The sequence below is a fragment of the Dactylosporangium sp. NPDC000244 genome (assembly GCF_040300725.1).
GTDB lineage: Bacteria > Actinomycetota > Actinomycetes > Mycobacteriales > Micromonosporaceae > Dactylosporangium.
In genome coordinates, this window is the sequence record NZ_JBEPEH010000041.1 from 99235 (window position 1) to 116766 (window position 17532).

Consider the following 17532-nt stretch of genomic DNA (forward strand, 5'->3'; position numbering starts at 1 on the left):
CGATGTCCATTCCCGCCGTCTATGCTGCCCCGGTGGTGGACTTCGACGTGCTGGTGCTCGGGGGAGCCGGGGTGGACACGATCGTCCGCGTGCCCGAGCTCGCCCTCCCCGCCAGCGACAACCTGCCGGTGCCGCCGATCCGCGACTATGTCGCCCATTCGGGCAACGGCGTCGCGCTCGGATTCCACGCGCTGGGGCTGCGCACGCGCTTCGCCGACCTGCTCGGCGACGACGAGCAGGGTGCCCTCATCCGGGCCCGCTACGCCGCCGCGGGCCTCGACTTCGTGTCGGTCACGGCCCCGAACGGCACCCCGCGCAGCGTGAACCTCGTCGACGCGGCCGGTCGCCGGTTCTCGTTCTTCGACGGGCGTCACCCGGACGGGTACCTCTTCCCGGAGGATTTCTACCTGCCGCTCGTCGAGCGCGCCGCGCACGTGCACGTGGCCACCCAGCGCACGCCCGCCGTCTGGGCCGCCGCCCGCGAGCTCGGCATCTCGACCTCGACGGACATCCACGCCTGGGACGGCGAGGCGGACTGGGCGTGGCCGATGGCGAGCGAGGCGGATCTGGTGTTCCTCTCCTCGGCCGCGGTACCGGACCGGATCGACGACGTCATGCGCCGCATCCTCGCGGAGGGCCGGGCCTCGGTCGTGGTCGCCACCGAGGGTGAGTCGGGCTCCCGGGTGCTCGCCGAGTGGTCGGGGCCGTCCGTCCTGCGCTTCCCGGTGGCCCGCCCGGAGCGCCCGGTCGTCGACTCCAACGGCGCCGGCGACGCCTACAGCACCGCCTTCATGAGCCGCTGGCTGCACGGCCGGCCCCTGCCGGAGTGCGCGCTGGCCGGCGCGGTCTCGGGCGCCTTCGCATGCGGCGCCCCCGGCACGCACGAGGAGCTCATCACCGAGGCCGAGCTGGCCGCCGCGATGGAGCGGGCGGATGCCCACTTCATGTCGGCTTGACGCGTCGGGACCGAGAATCTGCCGATGCGCGTGAAGTGGCGGGCCTGGCTTCACCGGGCGGTGCGGCTGGGGGCCGCGGCGGCGATCGCCGGTGGCCTCATCACGGCCGAGAGCGGCATGTGGCTGCGGCTCCAGGCGTGGGGGCACGTCTTCGACGTCGCCTCGGTGCCGCCGGCGCCCGTGGTCATGGTGCTGGGGGCGCAGGTGTACGACGACGGGTCGCCGTCGCCGTTCCTGGAGGCGCGGCTGGAGCTGGCCCGGCAGCTGTACGCGGCCGGCAAGGTCCAGGCGATCCTGGTCTCCGGCGACCACATGGACTGGGGCTACGACGAGCCGGGCAACATGTGGCTGTGGCTCAACGCCCACGGCGTCCCCGCGGGGCGGATCATCGAGGATCACGCGGGCTTCGACACGTACGACTCCTGCGCACGGGCCAGGCGAGTCTTCGGCGTCGACAAGATGATCATCGTCACGCAGGCGTTCCACCTGGAGCGCGCGATCGCCCTGTGCCGCCACCTGGGCGTCGACGCCTCGGGCGTGGGCGACACGACGATGCGGCGGTTCCGGGTGCCGTGGACGCAGGCTTCGGTGCGCGAGTACGGCGCGGCGGACAAGGCCGCGTGGGACGTCCTGTCCGGCCGCGACCCGGTCTTCCTGGGCAGGCGCGAGACATCGGTCCAGGACGCGCTGAACCAGGGCTGATCGCGCGCCGTGAGGGATGATCGGTACATGACGTCCCTGCTCGGTGTGTCCCTTCCCGTGCTGGCCGCTCCCATGGCCGGTGGCCCGACGACCCCGGATCTGGTGACGGCGGCCGCCCGTGCCGGCTCCCTGGGCTTCCTGGCCGCGGGCTACCGGACGGCGGCCGACCTGGCCGCCCAGCTGGACCGGGTGGAGGGCCGCTTCGGCGTGAACGTCTTCGCCCCCAACCCGGTTCCGGTGGATCCGTCCGAATTCCGGGCATATGCCAGGAGCCTGCAGCCGGAGGCGGACGCCTACGGCCTGAACCTGGCCGACGCGGCGATCGTCGAGCACGACGACGACTGGTCGGCCAAGATCGACCTGCTGCTGGCCCGCCCGGTGCCCGTGGTCTCCTTCACGTTCGCGCTGCCCGAGCCCGCGACGGTGGTCGCCCTGCGCCGGGCCGGCACCGTGGTCCTGCAGACCGTGACGTCCACGATGGAGGCCCGCGCCGCCGCCGAGTTGGGCGTCGACGGCCTGATCGTGCAGTCCTCGGACGCCGGCGCGCACTCGGGCACCTTCACGCCGGCGGTGCTCCCGCGCGACGTGCCGCTGCCGGACCTGGTCCGCGCGGTGCTCGGCGTGGCCGGCCTGCCGGTGATCGCGGCGGGCGGGGTGGGCACGGCGGACGACGTGACGGCGGCGCTGGAGGCGGGCGCGGAGGCCGTGATGGTGGGCACCGCGCTGCTGCGCACGGACGAGAGCGGCGCCTCGGCGGTGCACAAGGCGGCCCTGGCCGAGGCGGCGGAGCGCGCCGGGCTGGCCGCGGCGGGCGACGAGTCCGTGCTGACCGCCGCCCCCGAGCCGGAGGACGGCGGGCTCGTCGGGATCGGGATGTGGTCCACTGTGGACACTGTGCTCACGCGGGCGTTCAGTGGGCGGCCGGCGAGGGCGTTGCGCAACGGGTTCGTCGAGCGGCACCACGAGTCGGCGCCGTCGGGGTATCCCGCTGTCCATTACCTCACGACCCCGCTGCGGCGGGCCGCCGCGCAGGCCGGGGACGCCGAGCGGGTCAACCTGTGGGCGGGGACGGGCTTCCGGTTCGCCGGGGGCGGACCGGCCGGCGCCGCGCTCGAGCGGCTGGTCGCGAAGGCCTGATCTGCCGCCGGCGGTGACGGGTTTACGCACGCGCGGTGTCGCAGGAGATCTTCGGCCAGCTCCTCAATCAGGCCCGTGGCGCCGACCGCGCGCAGTGCCTGTGCCATCCGCGACGGCCGGCAGCGCCGTCAGCAGGTACGTCGGCTCCTGCGGCAGCAATGGCCACCTTCTACCGTGGCATGCACCTCGGCGTCGTCCGGCAGGTTGCACACGACCAGGTGCATGGTCCCGCCGCCGATCGGCACGGTGAACACCGGCCACTCGTCCGGGCGCTTCGGGTGCCGAGCGGGCCATGCCCACCCACAGGAGAAACGCCGGCCGGAATAGCTCGCCGTCGATCAAACTCGTGGCGTCGACCAGCGGCGAGGTCCTCAGCGGCGGCTGGACTCCCTCCAGATATCCCGGGATGTGCACGACGCATCGTAGGCTGTCTTGACATCGACGTGGAGGAGTTCGCCGGGCCGGTCGCGCTCGCGGCGGCGGACGGGCTGGCGTTGGGCCGGGTCAGCCTGGCCGGGCGGTGCAGGCCGCGGCGGGCCGGCACGGCGTGGACCGTCGAGGCGGGCATGCCTAGCAGCCGCGGGCCACGTTTGAGCCGGGTGCGCAACGCGCACACGCGTGCGTCCAGCTCCGAGCCGGTCGTGCCGGGCAACCCAGTCGGCGCGCGACGCTCGGCCGGTCAGCGAGCCTGGCGTCGCCCTTGGCACGCCACCGCGCCAACCAGCGCAACGGGACGGCCCTCGATCACGACACGCTGGATGAGCAAGCGTCGCAACTCCACCTCGCCGGAAACGCGGACAGGAGAAAGACAGGAGAAACACAGGAGAGGCGGGCGGGCGCGGCTCCTCTTTCAAACCCTATTTTACCCGACCCGAAAAAATTGGATCATGAGGCAGTCACGCGCTGTGACGCTACGAGGCCAAGCCGCGCTCGTAAGCGTAGCGGACCGCCTGGGCCCGGTCGCGGACGCCGATCTTGGCGAACAGGCGGTTGATGTGCGACTTCACGGTCACCTCCGTCACGTACAGGCGTTCGGCGATCTCCCGGTTCGACAGGCCGGTCGCGATCAGGCTCAGGACCTCGCGCTCGCGGGCCGTCAGACCGTCGTCGGCGGGAGCGGGGGCCGGCGAGCCCTGCACGGCCGCGGCCAGAAGGCGCTGCTGGACCTGGGGATCCAGCACCGACTGGCCCGCAGCCGCCGCGCGGACCGCCTGCGCGATCTGGACCCGGCCGGCGTCCTTCGTCAGGTAGCCCAGGGCGCCCGCCTGCAGGGCCGACAGGATGTGGTCGTCGTCGGCGAACGTCGTCAGGACCACCACGCGCGTCTGCGGGAACCGGGCACGGATCTGGCCCGTCGCCGACACGCCGTCCATCCGGGGCATGCGCAGATCCATCAGTACGACGTCGGGGCCGTGCTCGGCCACCAGGTCCAGGGCCGCCTCGCCGTCCGCGGCCTCGCCGACGACCTCCACGTCGTCCAGGAGGCTCAGCATCAGGGCCAGGCCCTCCCGGACGGCCGTCTGATCGTCGGCCACGACAACGCGGATGCTCATCCGGGCATCCTCACATCCACCAGCCAGCCGTCGCCGGACGGCCCGGCCTCGAAGGTGCCGCCCGCCAGCTCGGCGCGCTCGCGCAGGCCCGTCAGGCCGTAGCCCGGCGACAGGCCCGTCGCCGGTGGGCCCGCGGGGCCGTGGTTGCGCACGGTGAGCCGGACGTCGGACGGGCGGTACTCCAGCCGCACCTGCACGGAGCTGCCCGGCGCGTGTTTGCGGACGTTCGTGAGGGCCTCCTGGGCGCTGCGGTACAACGCCAGCCCCGTCTCCGCGCTCAGCTCCCGGGCCTCGCCGACCAGCGCGAAGCCGGACTCGGCGGTGAGTTCCCGCAGCAGCTCCGGCAGCGGGACCGGGTCGCCGCGCAGCGCGCTCACCGCGCGCCGGGTCTCCGTCAGGCCGTCGCGCGCCAGGCGGCCCGCGCGGTCGACGATCACCGCGGCCTCCGCCGCGCGGTCCCGCTCCAGCAGGGCGGCCGCCGTCTCCAGCTGCAGGGACAGGGCCGAGAGCGAGTGCGCCAGCACGTCGTGGATCTCGCGGGCCAGCCGGGCGCGCTCGGCCAGGGCGACCGCCTTCGCCTGCTCGTCGGCCAGCAGCTCGTTCTGCGCCGCGCGGGCCTCGCGCTCGCGGCGGATCGTGCCCAGCAGGAGCAGCAGCAGCATCGCGCCGGCCCAGATGACGATCGACTCGAGCGGGGAGCCGGCGATCGCGTGGGCGGCGGCCAGCAGCACGGCGCCGATGCCGGTCAGCACGGCGGCGCGGGCCAGCGGCAGCGACGCGCACGCGATCGTCACGGCGGCCAGGGAGAACACGGCGCCGTAGCCGCCGGGACGGGTCAGGGTCAGCTCGACGCCCGCGGCCATGCACACGACGATGGCGTACGGCTGCAGGCGCGGGCCCCCGAGGCGCAGTGTCATCGCGATCCACGCCGCCGCCCCGATCGCGATGCCGGCCGACAGGGCGAGGCCCCGGCCGGAGAGCCCGGGCCGGGGGTCGTCCTGCATCATGGCGACGGTCACGATGAGCAGGATGATCAGCGAGCGCAGTTGGCGGTACCGCGCGATGCGGCGTTCGGTCACGAACTCGAGCACCGCACCAGTCTGCGCCATCGCCGTCACGCTCAGTTCCCGCCGATGATGCCGCCGTTGCGGGCGACGCGCCGGGAGCCCTTCGGGGCGAACGGGGCGCCGGTGGCGATCGCGCGCCGGCCGACGATCGCGGCCTCGCCGAGGAAGCTCAGGCCGAGCACGAGCAGCAGCCCGGCGCTCAGCACCGCCTGGTCGGCGCCGAGCGCGCGGCCGGCGAACGTCTGCCCGAGCCGCAGCACCACGAGGCCGAGCCACACCGCGATGGTGACGAGCGTGTAGCGGTACCACACGTGTCCCTGCTGCACGAAGACCTTCACGGTGAGGCCGCGCACGATCCCGCCCGCGACCGCGACCAGCGCGCCGAGGCCGAGCACCGCGCCGTCGAGGACCGGGTGCTGGGCCGCGGTCGCGAAGTCGATCTGCGCGAGGCTGTACCCGCCGAGGATGATCAGCAGCACCGGCGGGAGGATCAGCCGGCGGGCCTCGAGCGGCTCCCCGATGAAGCGGCGGACCAGGAGCAGGACGATGACGGCGGCGGCGATGAGCAGCGTGGTCGTGTTCATGGCGAGAACGGTATTGATCGCCGTCCCCGAAAGCCGCCACCCACGGGTGGAGCCGGGGGTGGAGATTATGCTCCACCCGTGATCATCGAGGAGCGACCGTGGGATGACCCGGCCGGCGTCCGGCTCCGTGCCGCGCAGGTGGCGGAGCTCGACGAGCGCTACGGCGGCGAGGACCACGAACCCGGCGAGGCCCCGAGCGCGGGCGACGTCGACGTCTTCCTCGTCGCGCTGGACGACCGGGAGCCCGTGGGCTGCGGCGCGCTGCGGCGGCTCGACGAGCACAGCGCCGAGATCAAGCGGATGTACGTCACCCCGCACGCGCGCGGCACCGGCGTCGCCACGGCGCTGCTGCGCGCGCTGGAGGAGCGCGCGGCCGCCCGGGGCTGGCCGCTGCTGCGCCTGGAGACCGGCACCGAGCAGCCCGACGCGCGGCGGTTCTACGAGCGGGAGGGGTACCGCCAGATCCCGCTCTTCGGCGCGTACGAGGGCTCCGAGCTCTCCGTCTGCTACGAGCGCACGCTGAGCTGAGCGCGGGCCAGCGCGTGCGCGTGGTGCAGCTCCCCGGCCCGCCGCACCGCCTCGGCGGCCCATGACGGGTCGCCGGTCGCCAGGGAGCGCAGGCGCAGCAGGTCCGGCTCGGCGAAGGCGCTCTGGCCCGGCAGGCCGGCCTCCAGCGCGGCGGACGCGACCGCGGCGGCCTCGTCGCGCCGGTCGAGGGCGAGCAGCGCGTCGGCGTAGAGGCCCTCGAGGCGCCCGAAGCGGCGCATCGCGTCGCCGAGGTCCGCGCGTGCGGCGGCCATGCGCGCGAGCCCGGCCGGGTCGCCGGTGCGCACCTCCGCCCAGCCCAGCACGAGCGCGGCGAGGCTTCGGTACTCCCGGTGCCCGCCCCGCTCCGCCAGCCCGAGGGTGTCGCGGGCGGCGGCCGCGGCGGCCCCGGGATCGTCGCGGTCGGCGGCCACGACCGCGGTGAAGTGCGCGACGTACATGTCCAGGAACAGCTCGCCGACCCGCCCCGCCCGCGCCCGGGCGGCCCGCAGGTGGGCCTGGGCCGAGGCGTCGTCGCCGAGCAGCCCGCACGCGATCGCGGCCGGGGCGAGGGCGCCGATCACCGGGTCCCAGTTCACGATCGGGAACACCGGCAGCTCCCCGCCGGGCAGCGCGGCGAGCGCGGTCTCGAAGTGCCCGTGCGCCTTCGGCAGGTCCGGCACGGTGAGCGCGGCGTGGCCCTCGTGGACCTCGGCGACGACCGCGGCCCACGGGTCGCCGGGGCCGTGCGCGGGGGCGCGGGCGACCGACACGGCCCGCCCCACGTCCCCGGCGGCGGTGTGGAAGGAGGCGTACCCCCACAGCGCCGGCAGCACGTCGAGCACCGGCCGGCCGCGCAGGCGCAGCAGCAGCGGCTCCATCGCGGCGTACTGCTCGGCGGCGAGCGGCGCCAGGTAGCCGTCGCTGGCCTGGCGCATGTACGCGAGCCGGATGCGCAGGTCGAGCTCGGCGACGTCGCGGCGCTCGCCCGCGGGGACCCGGTGCAGCAGCTCCAGGCCCTCGGCGAGCAGCTCGTCGGCCTGCTCGTGGGCGGTGCGCTCGTAGGCCTCGCGGGCGGCGGAGGCCAGGGCCGGCACCACGTCGAAGGGCGAGAGCACCGGCAGCGCGGCCCGCAGGTGCCCGGCGAGCTGGGCGGCGGTGCCGAGCCCGGTGTCGCGCAGCGCCTGGGCGGCCCGCGCGTGCAGCCGGGCGCGGCGCAGCGGGCCCTGGTCCTGGTACGCGGTCTGGCGCACGAGATCGTGGGAGAAGCGCAGCAGGCCGGGGTCGTCGGTGGCGGTCAGCAGCCCGGCGACCACGGCCGTGTCGAGGGTGTCGAACAGCGCCAGCTCGTCGATCTGCACGACGTCGCGCAGCACCGGCACGGCCACCTCGCGCCCGAGCACGGCGGCGACCGCGAGCACCGCGTTGACCTGCCCGGGGAGCTTGGCGAGGCGGCGGCGGACCACCTCCTGGACCCGGACCGGCACGTGCTCGGGCGACAGGGTGTGCTCGGCGACGAGCACGCGCAGCAGCTCGACGACGAAGAACGGGTTGCCGCCGGTGCGGTCGGCCAGCATCGCCACCGTCTCGGCGGGCACCTCGCCGCCGGTGACCGAGCGCGCGAGCGCGGCGATGCCGTCCGGGCCGAGGCCGTCCAGCGGCATCCGGACCGCGGCCGGGTCGGCGACGAGCTCGGCGAGCACGCCGGCGAGGGGCGCGCCGGGGGCGAGCTCGGCCTCGCGGTACCCGACGGCGAGCAGCACCTTGGCCCCGCGCAGCGCCTTGGCGAACATGGTGAGCAGCACGGTCGAGGGCGCGTCGAGCCAGTGCGCGTCGTCGAGCACGATGACGAGCGGCCCGGACCCGGCGAGCCGGCCGAGGCCGTCGACGATGCCCTGCAGCAGCCGGGAGCGCGCCATCTCCGGGTCGGCGATCCGCTCGGCGGCGGGCATGGGCAGCACGTCGCCGAGGGTCGGGTCGAGGACGGCGGGGAGGTTGCCGTAGGGCGCGAAGGCCTCGGCCAGGGCCGTCGCCGCGCGCCGGCCGGACGCGATGCCGCGCAGGATCTGGGCCCAGGGCACGAACACCGGCGGCGCCTCGCCGTCGACGCCGGTGCCGGAGCCGACGAGTCCCGGTGCGCGGGCGGCGAGCTCGCGCAGCAGGGCCGACTTGCCGATGCCGGGGCTGCCGGAGACGAGCAGGAGCCGGCCGTGACCCGCGGCGGCCTCGGCGAGGAGCCGGTCGACGGTGCGCAGCTCGGCGTCGCGCCCGACGAGCTCGTCGGAGCTGCTCTGCGGCCCGCCGCGCGGGTCGGGAATGTCGGGAACGGGAGCCGGAACAGCCTCGGTGGGCGCGATCGGCGCCGGAGCCGGGGAGTCCAGGTTCGGGGCCTGGCGCAGGATCTCCTGCGCGAGCTGCTGCAGGGCCGGGCCCGGCTCGATGCCCAGCTCCTCGGCCAGCCCATGGCGCGCCCGGGTGAAGGCGGCCATCGCGTCGGCCTGCCGCCCGCTGCGGTACAGCGCGAGCATGAGCTGGCCCCAGAGCCGTTCGCGGTAGGGGGCCTCGGCGAGGGCGGTCTCGGTGCGGTACACCACCTCGGGCGCGCGGCCGAGCGCGAGCAGGGCCTCCGAGTGCCGTTCGATCGCGGTCAGCCGCAGCTCCTGCAGCCGGCCCCGCTCGGCCCGGGCCAGCGACGACTCGCCGAGCTCCGGCAGCGGGTCGCCCCGCCACAGCTCCAGCGCCCCGGTCAGCGTCTTCACCACGACGGCGGGGTCACCGCCCTGCTCGACGGCGGCGGCGAACCGGGCGGCGTCGACGGACTCGGGCGGGACCTGCAGCACGTAGCCGGGCGCCCGGCTGACCAGCACCGCCGAGCGGTCCCGGGCGGTGCGGCCGGGCTCCAGCGCTCGGCGCAGGCGGGAGACGTAGGCCTGCAGCGACGCGATCGCCCGCTCCGGCGGCTCGTCGGCCCACAGCTCGTCGATGAGCCGCTGCACGGAGACGATCCGGCCGGGCTGGGTGGCGAGCATGGCCAGCACGGCGCGCTGCTTCGGGGTGCCGGTGTCGACCGGCCCGGCGGCGCTGTCGACCTCGAGCGGCCCGAGAATGCGGAACTGGAGGATGGCCCGGACCCCCTCCGTCATCGCCTGCCTGGGACGCGACGAGCGTACGGGGCCGGACACCGCGGCAGCGAGCCCGGCGCGCCAACTCCGGCCGAACGGACGGCACACTTACACCATGAATGCCGACGCAGCGCAGGCGATCGAGCGGGCCGGGTACGTCCGCCTGACCACGTACCGCAAGAACGGCACCCCCGTCGCGACGCCGGTGTGGCACGCGGTGCACGACGGCGAGGTGTTCGTCATCTCCAACCTCGACGCGTGGAAGGTCAAGCGCATCCGCAACGACGGGCGGGTCGAGCTCACCCCGTGCAACGTCCGCGGGACGGTCAAGGAGGGCGCGCCGACCGCGGCCGGGACCGCGCGGCTGCTCGACGAGGCGGGCACGGCGCAGGCGCGGCGGTACATCGCGCGCAAGTACTTCCTGTCCCGGGCCGGCAACTTCCTCACCGGGGTGCTGCGCCTCAAGCGGCCGCCGGTGATCGGCATCGCCATCACGTTGTAGACGGCGGAAGGGCCCGGGCGACGCGCGGCCCGGGCCCTCCGACGAGCAGGTACTAGCTCAGCGTGACGGCCGTGTCGTCGATGACGAACGAGGTCTGCAGCGAGGAGTCCTCGGTGCCGCTGAACTTGATGGCGACCGCCGCGCCGGTACCGGTGAAGGTGTAGCTCTTCAGCTGGTACCCGGAGGCCTTGTTGAGGTTCGACAGCGTGCCCAGGGTCGTCGAGCCGGCCGAGATGGTCAGCTTGTCGTACTGGGTCGTGGTGGTCGTCTCGGCCGAGTCGATGTGGACGTAGAACGACAGGGTCGCCGTACATCCGGACGGGACGGTCACCGACTGCTGGATCGCCTCGGTGTGGGTCGAGCCGTAACCGTCCAGCCAGGAGCTGTACGTGCCGCCGTGGGCGGCCTGGCCCGAGCTGGCCCACTGGCCGATGCTGCCGGTGGTGCCGGTCCACGACGTCGCGCCGGACTCGAAGCCGGGGTTGAGCAGCTTCTGGCCGGAGCAGGTGCCGGTCGGCGGCGTGGTGGTCGGGCCGCCGGTCGGGCTGCTCGTGGTGGGCGGCGGGGTGGTGCCACCGGTGCAGGTCGGGTCGCCCGACTGCGCCGGCACGGACACCGCGTCCCACGCGGCCTTGACCGTGTTGAACTGGGTGCAGCTGCCCGGGAACAGGTTCTTGGCCGCGGTCAGCGTCCAGGTGCGGTACTTCAGGTACGAAGACGTCGAGGTCTTCATCAGCATCGCGTTGTACATGACCTTGATGGCGTTCTGGATGCCCAGCGGGTTGCTGACGGTCGAGCCGTTGCAGGTCGGGCTGGCGGGCTGGCCGTTACCGGCGGAGCCCTGGGCCATCAGGTAGAACCAGTGGTTGCCGGGGCCGGCGGCCGCGTGGACCTCCGAGCCGGGCGTGCTGCTGGAGTAGCAGTTCGAGTCGCCGACGGCCGACGGGTTGTACATGTTGCGGATCGGGCCGCTGCCGACCAGGTTGACCTCCTCGCCGACCAGGTAGTCCGGCGGGTCGTTCGGGTTGTTCGCGAACCACTCGGTGGCCGCGCCGAACGTGTCCGCGACGAACTCCTGGGTGCCGCTCTTGGAGATGCCACCCGGGGTGGTGTCGTCGATGCCGTGCCCGGCCTCGTGACCCACGACGTCGGCGGAGGCGATCCACTGGCCGGCGGTGTTCTTGCCGATCTGGATCTGGGTGCCGTCGTAGTACGCGTTCTGGTCGTTCAGGCCGACGCGGATCGGCCAGCCGCCGCCCGAGCCGTTGAAGCCGTTACGGCCCAGCCACGTGGACAGCATCGACAGTTCCTTCTGCGCGACGTACAGGGCGTCGACGCAGCCGGTCTCGCGGTTGGTGCCGGTCCCGTTGCCCCAGACGTCGTCGCTGCCGGAGAACGTGGTGTTGTTCGCCGCGTCCTGGCAGGAGACGTTGGTGTAGGTCGGGTCCTTCATGCTGTACGTGCTGCCCGACTGCGTGGTGTTGATCGTCACCGAGCCGTTGATCCAGCCGGTGCCGGTGCCCGCCATGACGTGCTCGGTGGTGTTCAGCACCGCGCCGGTCGCCGCGTCGACGTCGACGGTGAGGCGGCTGGCACCCTCGGCGCCGGTGCCGGCCACCGTGGTCTCGTACGCGAGCTTGGCCGCCCCGTCGAGCGTGTACACGACGAGGTTGGTGCCCTCGACGTTGTTGACCGTCTTGAGCTGGGCCTTGGCGACGGACTCGGCGGCCGCCGAGGTGATCGACGGGGTCGTCGAGAGGTTGCCGATCGCCTTGGTCTGGGAGACCGAGGTGTACTGCGTCGCGCCGGACTTGTCCGTGACGACGACGAAGTCACCGCCCGTCACCTTCAGGCCCTTGTAGGTCCGTTCGTACGCGATGTACTTGGCGTTGCCCGAGGCCGTGACCGACTTCTGCACGTAGGCGTCGTCGGAACTCGGCTGGATCACGCTCGGCTTGCTCTTGACGAACGAGTCGACCGACTGGGCGGCGACGGCGTTGGACACCTCGACGGCGTCCGTGGAGGCAGAGGCGTTCGTGGCTTGCACGGCCGCGGCCGTGCCGGCTGTGACCAGCCCGACCGCGAACACTCCGGCCGCTGTAGCGAACCGTGGGGAGAGTTTCAAGGGTGCCTTCTTTCAGCAACGACCCGAACCCACCGGGGAATGTGTGACGGGAGGGGCCGGAACCAATGGAGGTCACGCGCACGTCGAAGCGTCTGAGGGCCGGTGTGCGCGCCGTACGGAGGCCCGCCGTCGACATCGACTTGCAGCGATGCGAGGACGATCACACACATGCGAAGAGTTGGACAAGGGTCGATGCCCTACCGGCACCCTCGCCCCCACCCTGTACTTGGGGCCTTGAAACATCCAAGAAATCTTGCGCTCTGTAGATCTCCGGCGGCCCTAACCGCTACTCCCGGTTAACTTTTAACTGTCAACCCCAGAAATTCGCGATGGTAGGGTGCCCCGGTGGAGCCCGAGCCGATCGACGCGGTGGCCGCCCTCGTCTCGGCATCCGGGATCGCGGGGCGCCGTCTGCGGGAGCTGATCCAGGCGCTCACGGTCGCGCCGGCGACCCTCGAGGACCTCGTCCGCGACCACGCCGTCCCGCGCCGCACCGTCGAGGCGCTCCTGCGCGCGGCCGGCCCGGACCTGCGCGAGGATCACGAACGGGTGATCCTGGAGCCGTCGATCCGGGAGTCGTACGCCGAGCGCTTCGACCTCGCCGGCCTGCGCGACGTGCCCGAGGTCGCGGGCATGGGCGCCCTGATCGCCGGCGCGCCCCGGGCCGACCAGGCCCTCGACCACGTCTCCGCCACCGAGGAGACGGCCCGCCGCCGCGCGCGCTGGCTCGCCGAGACCTACGACCTGGCCGGCGCCCGCCTGGTGTGCGTCGGCGACCACGACCTCACCTCGCTCGCGGCCCGCCAGGCCCTGCCCGACACCGAGATCGTCGTCGTCGACGTCGACGAGCGGCTGCTGGCCTACATCGACGGGCAGGGCGCGGGGATCGCCTGCTACCAGGCCGACCTGCGCTTCGGGCTCCCGCCGGCGCTCGTGGGCACCGCGGACGTCATCTTCACCGACCCGCCCTACACGCCCGAGGGCGTGCAGCTGTTCCTCGGCCGCGGCGCGCAGGCGCTGCGGGACCGCACGAACGGGCGCCTCGTGATGGCGTACGGCTTCAGCCCCCTCACCCCCGCCCTCGGCCTCAAGGTCCAGCGGGCCGTGCTCGACCTCGACCTCGCGATCGAGGCGATGCTGCCCGGGTTCAACCGGTACCACGGCGCCCAGGCCGTCGGCAGCGCCAGCGATCTCTACGTCTGCCGCCCGACCCCGCACACCTGGCAGGTCCTCGACCGCCGCCTCGACAAGCTCGCCGGCTCGGCCAACATCTACACCCACGGCGAGCAGTCCCTCGAGGGCGCGGCCGCCCGGGGCCCGGCCCGCATCCTCGGCGGCGGCCCGCTCAAGACCGACGACCTCACCGTCGACCTCGCCGGCGACCCCGGCCCGTGGCTGGCCCGGGTGCTGCTCGCGCTCAACGTCCCGCGGGTCACGCTGCTCGCCGCGAACAACCACCCCGACCTGCGCGACGAGGCTGCCCAGACCGCCCTGCGCGAGCTGGTCGGGGCCAAGTGGGACCTGCGCCTGCGCCGCAGCACGCCCGGCCCGAGGCAGGCGACCGTGGAGGCGGTGCTGCGCCCGGCCGAGGGCGTCGCCGGCCGGCTGCTCACGCACGTCCACGGCAAGGTCGGCAACGTGCTGCGCGACGCGCTGATGCGGGCCGACCCCGGTCTGACCAGGGCTGCCGCCCAGGATCGCGCGGCGGAGCTGGTGGGCCGCCCGGAGTATCTCGACGCCCGGCTGATCGACCTCCCGCGCCACGTGATCGTCCGGCTCCTGCAGGCGTGAGCGCGCTCTGGCGCAGCCGCGACTTCGCGGTCTTCCTCGGGGTGCAGACGCTGTCCGCGTTCGGCGACGCGTGCACGTTCGCCGCCGTCCCGCTGCTCATGCGCACGGGTTCGGTCTCGATCACCGACCTCGGCTGGATCCGCGCGTTGTCGGCCGTGGCCACCCTGCTCACGGGCGTCTTCGCCGGCGTCATCGCCGACCGCTTCGACCGGCGGCGCGTGCTGCGCCTGTGTGACCTGGCCCGGTTCGTGCTCCTCGGCGCCATCCCGCTCGCCTGGCTGGCCGGGCCGCAGCCGTGGGTGTTGTACGTCGTGCTGCCGTCCGCCGCCGTGTTCTCGATGATCTTCCAGGTCACCTACGTCGCCGTGGTGCCCTCGCTGGTGCCCGCGGACCGCATCGCCGAGGCCAACGGGCTGCTCTACGGGGCGTACTCGGTCGCGTACCTCGCCGGGCCCGCCGTCGCCGGCCTCGTCTCGCAGGGCGCGGGCCCGATCTACGCGATCGGCCTCGACGCGATCTCCTTCGCGCTCTCCGCGGCCGGGCTGTTCCTGGTCACCCTGCGCGGCCCCGGCGCCGAGGGCACCGAGCGCGGCCTCGGCGCCGGCGTGCGGTTCATCCGCCGCCACCCGGTGATGCTGCCGCTGACCGTGCTCCTCGCGGTGCTGATCTTCTTCACGTCGAGCCTCAACGACGTGATCGTCTACCACCTCATGAGCGGGCTCGGGCAGCCGGACGCGGTGATCGGCCTGGTGCTGACCGCCGGGGTGCTCGGCAGCACGCTCGCCTCCGCCGTGGTCGCCCCGCTGCGCCGCCGGGCCGGCTTCGGCGCCACCTGGATCGGCGCGTTCTGCCTGTGCGGGCTGGTCGTGGCCGGGATCGGCCTGGCCGCGGACGTGCCCGTCATCGCCGTGCTCGCGGCCGCGGTGACGCTGTGCACCGGGATCGCCGGCATCTCCTCGGTCTCGCTGCGCCAGGAGGTGACCCCGGGCCATCTGCTCGGCCGGGTCACGGCGGCGTTCTGGACGCTGCAGCTCGTGCTCGCCCCGGCCGGCGACGCGGCGCTCACGTTCGCCGCGAAGCACTTCGGGGTGCCGCCGACGCTCGGCATCGCCGGCGCCGCCGTCACGCTGACCGCCCTCGCGGCCCTGTTCACGCCGATAGCCCGGCGAACAGCACCCGCGCCGCCGCCGTCCACATAGCGACCAGGTCGGTGCCGCCCGGGTCGCGCAGCCACTGCAGCTGCAGCCCGTCCATCGTCGCCATGATCTGGTGCGCGAGCGCCGCCGGGTGCTCGGCGACCGGCTCGGCCAGGGCGGTGAGAAGTCCAGGTAGGCCGGGTGGTCGGCGAGCCGCAGCGGGATGGTCTCGGCGAGGCGCCCCGACGGGTTGACCACGCCGAAGAGCACGTCGAGCTCGCCGACCTGGCCTACTGGGACGTCGAGCTGGGGCGGTGGGTCGTGGAGGCGGGGGAGTACACGGTCGCCGTCGGCGCCTCGTCGCGCGACCTGCGGGCCTCGGCCGTCGTCGCCGTGGCCGGCGACGACGAGCGGCGCACGCTCACGGCCTCCTCGACGATCGGCGAGTGGTTCGCCGACCCGCGCGGGGCCGCGGCCCTGACCGAGACGTTCGCGGCGGTGGCCGCGGCGGGCGGCGGCGCGATGGCGCAGACCGTGACGGACCCGGCGATGTTCACGCTCATGGCCAGCATGCCGCTGGACCGGGTGGTCGCCTTCGCCGGGGACGCGTTCGGCCCCGACACCATGGCGGCCCTGCTCAAGGCCGCGAACTGAACGCCCGCACGTAGCGCTTCTGCCACGGCGTCTCCACCGCGCGGGGGTGGTAGTGCCGGCGGACGTAGGCCACGGCCTCGTCCGCCGGCACCCCGTCGAGGATCGCGATGCAGGCCAGGGCCGTGCCCGTGCGCCCCCGCCCGCCGCCGCAGGCCACCTCGACCCGCTCGTGCTCCGCCCGGCGCAGCGCCTCGGCGAACGCCGACGCGGCCGCCGCCCGGTCCGACGGCAGCCGGAAGTCGGGCCAGCGCACCCAGGTCGCGTCCCAGGCGACCGGGGGCGGCTGCCGGCCCAGCAGGTACAGGCCGAAGTCGGGCGTGGCGGCCGGCGGCCCGTGCCGCAGCCCGCGCCCGCGGATCACGCGCCCGGACGGGAGCCGGAGCAGGTCGCCCTCGCCGCCGGCCCAGGCGCTCACGGCCGGGGCCGGAAGCTCGCGAACACGATGTCGAGGTCGCCGCGGGCGTTGGCCCAGTCGCTGTCGGCGGTCGCCCACCAGATGCCGTAGGCCTGGTGGTCCGACGTCACCACGCCGCGGTTGTTCACGTGCTGCTTGTTGCCGTAGATGAACTCCCAGTCGGCGGCGACCACGAAATAGTTGTCCACCGGCCTGATGCCGACCCGCGAGTAGTTCTTGTAGTAGCTGCCGCCGCGGGACTTCTCCTGCTGCGTCCAGTCGGCGACGGGGTCCATGTTGGGCTTGCCGGTCTGGTCGATGCCGAGGGTGCGGTTGTTCCCGCGGAAGTAGACCATCGTGCCGTCCATGGACTTGTTCCAGCCCTGCGGGACGTACACCGAGAAGCCCGTCGGGTCGTGGTAGTCCACCCAGCCCGGCGGCAGCGGCGGGAGCTTGCCCGAGGCCGTCCCGGCCGGCGGCTCCGCCGCCGGGGTGCTCGGGTTCCCGGTGCTCCCCGCGGGCGCGGAGCTGCCCTGGCCGCCGCTCTCGCCCGCCGAGGTGCCCGGCGCGCTGGGGACGGGCGCGGCCGCCGCCCCGGTGGTCTGGGTGGCCCCGGTGCCCTGGGTGTCCGGGGCGCTGCCGTCGGTCTTCACGGCCAGCCAGACCAGCAGCGCCACCACGAGCGCCGCGGCGACGCCGCCGACGAGCAGGCCGGTGCGCCGCGCCGGCGATCCGGAGCCCGGCGGCGGCGGCACGACGGCGGCCGCCCCGGCGGCCCGGGGTGCGGCCGGCTCGACGCGTGTCGGCTCCTCGGGCTGCTGGCGCACGGTGGGCGCCGAGGACGCGAACTCCTCCGCCTTGGCCTCCGGCTCGGGTTCGGGCTCCGGTTCCGGCTCGGCCTCCGCGACCGGCTCGGGTTCGGGCTCCGGCTCGGCCTCGACGACCGGCTCCGGCTCGGGCTCGGTCTCGCGCTGCACCGGCACCCAGGTCTTGGCCTCGGGCTCGACGTCCGGCTGGGTGTCCGGCTCGGCGGCCGGGGCCTCGAGGTCCGGGTCGAGCTCGTCCGCGGTGGCCGCGCCGAAGACCGGGCCCTCGATCACGCCGGACTTGCCGGAGGGCGCCGCTTCCACCGGCGCCGGCACGGCCGCGTTCCCGCGCGCCACGGGCGTGGTCGGCGGTGCGGCGGCGGCAGAGGCGGCGGCCGCCGCGGGCCCCCCCGGCGAAGGGGGCGCGGGGGGGGGGGGGGCGACGGGGGCGGGGGGGGGCGGCGGGCGGCGCGCGGGC

The 17532-nt window shown here is 74.4% G+C and carries 15 protein-coding genes; 8 read left to right on the forward strand and 7 right to left on the reverse strand.

All coding sequences use genetic code 11. The features are described from left to right. The first annotated feature begins 2 nt into the window (after nucleotides 1-2). The 3 genes from ABT369_RS44585 to ABT369_RS44595 are packed head-to-tail and all read left to right on the forward strand — an operon-like array spanning nucleotide 3 to nucleotide 2795. Nucleotides 3-956 (forward strand): carbohydrate kinase family protein, encoded by a 954-nt coding sequence (locus ABT369_RS44585; RefSeq protein ID WP_350622320.1) that lies wholly within the window; start codon nucleotides 3-5, stop codon nucleotides 954-956. 24 nt (nucleotides 957-980) lie between these two features. Beyond that, on the forward strand, nucleotides 981-1658 hold the full coding sequence (locus ABT369_RS44590; protein WP_350622322.1) for a SanA/YdcF family protein: 678 nt from the start codon (nucleotides 981-983) through the stop codon (nucleotides 1656-1658). A gap of 27 nt (nucleotides 1659-1685) precedes the next feature. Further along, nucleotides 1686-2795, forward strand: coding sequence for a nitronate monooxygenase (locus tag ABT369_RS44595; protein WP_350622324.1), 1110 nt, complete (start codon nucleotides 1686-1688; stop codon nucleotides 2793-2795). A gap of 911 nt (nucleotides 2796-3706) precedes the next feature. Here ABT369_RS44595 and ABT369_RS44600 read toward each other — a convergent pair. From ABT369_RS44600 to ABT369_RS44610, 3 genes are read right to left on the reverse strand one after another with little or no spacing between them, the layout of a single operon-like run. Beyond that, the gene (locus ABT369_RS44600) at nucleotides 3707-4348 is read right to left on the reverse strand and encodes a response regulator (RefSeq protein WP_350622326.1); all 642 of its coding nucleotides are present in this window, start codon (nucleotides 4346-4348) and stop codon (nucleotides 3707-3709) included. Beyond that, nucleotides 4345-5457 (reverse strand): sensor histidine kinase, encoded by a 1113-nt coding sequence (locus tag ABT369_RS44605; protein ID WP_350622328.1) that lies wholly within the window; start codon nucleotides 5455-5457, stop codon nucleotides 4345-4347. The genes ABT369_RS44600 and ABT369_RS44605 overlap by 4 nt, the downstream gene beginning before the upstream one ends. A gap of 11 nt (nucleotides 5458-5468) precedes the next feature. Beyond that, nucleotides 5469-5999 carry a hypothetical protein gene (locus tag ABT369_RS44610; protein WP_350622330.1) on the reverse strand — a complete coding sequence of 177 codons (531 nt, stop codon included), beginning with the start codon at nucleotides 5997-5999 and terminating at the stop codon, nucleotides 5469-5471. 78 nt (nucleotides 6000-6077) lie between these two features. On the opposite strand from ABT369_RS44610, the gene ABT369_RS44615 reads away from it, so the two are divergent. Then, the gene (locus tag ABT369_RS44615; protein ID WP_350622332.1) at nucleotides 6078-6527 is read left to right on the forward strand and encodes a GNAT family N-acetyltransferase; all 450 of its coding nucleotides are present in this window, start codon (nucleotides 6078-6080) and stop codon (nucleotides 6525-6527) included. On the opposite strand, the gene ABT369_RS44620 is transcribed toward ABT369_RS44615, so the two are convergent. Further along, nucleotides 6506-9667 carry an ATP-binding protein gene (locus ABT369_RS44620; protein WP_350622334.1) on the reverse strand — a complete coding sequence of 1054 codons (3162 nt, stop codon included), beginning with the start codon at nucleotides 9665-9667 and terminating at the stop codon, nucleotides 6506-6508. The genes ABT369_RS44615 and ABT369_RS44620 overlap by 22 nt on opposite strands. A gap of 94 nt (nucleotides 9668-9761) precedes the next feature. On the opposite strand from ABT369_RS44620, the gene ABT369_RS44625 reads away from it, so the two are divergent. Continuing rightward, entirely contained in the window at nucleotides 9762-10148 is a 387-nt protein-coding gene (locus tag ABT369_RS44625; protein WP_350622336.1) for a PPOX class F420-dependent oxidoreductase, read from the forward strand. Between the two features lie 52 nt (nucleotides 10149-10200). On the opposite strand, the gene ABT369_RS44630 is transcribed toward ABT369_RS44625, so the two are convergent. Beyond that, nucleotides 10201-12273, reverse strand: a complete 2073-nt coding sequence (locus tag ABT369_RS44630) for a M4 family metallopeptidase (protein WP_350622338.1) — start codon at nucleotides 12271-12273, stop codon at nucleotides 10201-10203. A gap of 345 nt (nucleotides 12274-12618) precedes the next feature. On the opposite strand from ABT369_RS44630, the gene ABT369_RS44635 reads away from it, so the two are divergent. The 3 genes from ABT369_RS44635 to ABT369_RS44645 all read left to right on the forward strand — a co-directional run bounded on the left by ABT369_RS44635 (nucleotide 12619) and on the right by ABT369_RS44645 (nucleotide 15854). Further along, the gene (locus tag ABT369_RS44635) at nucleotides 12619-14064 is read left to right on the forward strand and encodes a bis-aminopropyl spermidine synthase family protein (protein ID WP_350622340.1); all 1446 of its coding nucleotides are present in this window, start codon (nucleotides 12619-12621) and stop codon (nucleotides 14062-14064) included. Further along, nucleotides 14061-15263 carry an MFS transporter gene (locus ABT369_RS44640; RefSeq protein ID WP_350622342.1) on the forward strand — a complete coding sequence of 401 codons (1203 nt, stop codon included), beginning with the start codon at nucleotides 14061-14063 and terminating at the stop codon, nucleotides 15261-15263. Before ABT369_RS44635 ends, ABT369_RS44640 begins: the two co-directional genes overlap by 4 nt. Before the next feature lie 138 nt (nucleotides 15264-15401). Then, nucleotides 15402-15854 carry a fibronectin type III-like domain-contianing protein gene (locus ABT369_RS44645; protein WP_350622344.1) on the forward strand — a complete coding sequence of 151 codons (453 nt, stop codon included), beginning with the start codon at nucleotides 15402-15404 and terminating at the stop codon, nucleotides 15852-15854. Here the strand turns inward: ABT369_RS44645 and ABT369_RS44650 are convergent. Continuing rightward, nucleotides 15838-16269: a protein-tyrosine phosphatase family protein gene (locus ABT369_RS44650; protein ID WP_350622346.1), complete on the reverse strand. Its 432-nt coding sequence runs from the start codon at nucleotides 16267-16269 to the stop codon at nucleotides 15838-15840. The genes ABT369_RS44645 and ABT369_RS44650 overlap by 17 nt on opposite strands. Then, nucleotides 16266-17390, reverse strand: a complete 1125-nt coding sequence (locus ABT369_RS44655; RefSeq protein ID WP_350622348.1) for a serine/threonine kinase C-terminal domain-containing protein — start codon at nucleotides 17388-17390, stop codon at nucleotides 16266-16268. Before ABT369_RS44655 ends, ABT369_RS44650 begins: the two co-directional genes overlap by 4 nt. Nucleotides 17391-17532 lie beyond the last annotated feature (142 nt).

Excerpts from the sequence above, each read along its gene's own strand:
- ABT369_RS44585 (WP_350622320.1), top strand. The coding sequence starts at position 3 with ATGTCCATTCCCGCCGTCTATGCTGCCCCGGTGGTGGACTTCGACGTG.
- ABT369_RS44590 (WP_350622322.1), top strand. The coding sequence starts at position 981 with ATGCGCGTGAAGTGGCGGGCCTGGCTTCACCGGGCGGTGCGGCTGGGG.
- ABT369_RS44595 (WP_350622324.1), top strand. The coding sequence starts at position 1,686 with ATGACGTCCCTGCTCGGTGTGTCCCTTCCCGTGCTGGCCGCTCCCATG.
- ABT369_RS44600 (WP_350622326.1), bottom strand. The coding sequence starts at position 4,348 with ATGAGCATCCGCGTTGTCGTGGCCGACGATCAGACGGCCGTCCGGGAG.
- ABT369_RS44605 (WP_350622328.1), bottom strand. The coding sequence starts at position 5,457 with ATGGCGCAGACTGGTGCGGTGCTCGAGTTCGTGACCGAACGCCGCATC.
- ABT369_RS44610 (WP_350622330.1), bottom strand. The coding sequence starts at position 5,999 with ATGAACACGACCACGCTGCTCATCGCCGCCGCCGTCATCGTCCTGCTC.
- ABT369_RS44620 (WP_350622334.1), bottom strand. The coding sequence starts at position 9,667 with ATGACGGAGGGGGTCCGGGCCATCCTCCAGTTCCGCATTCTCGGGCCG.
- ABT369_RS44625 (WP_350622336.1), top strand. The coding sequence starts at position 9,762 with ATGAATGCCGACGCAGCGCAGGCGATCGAGCGGGCCGGGTACGTCCGC.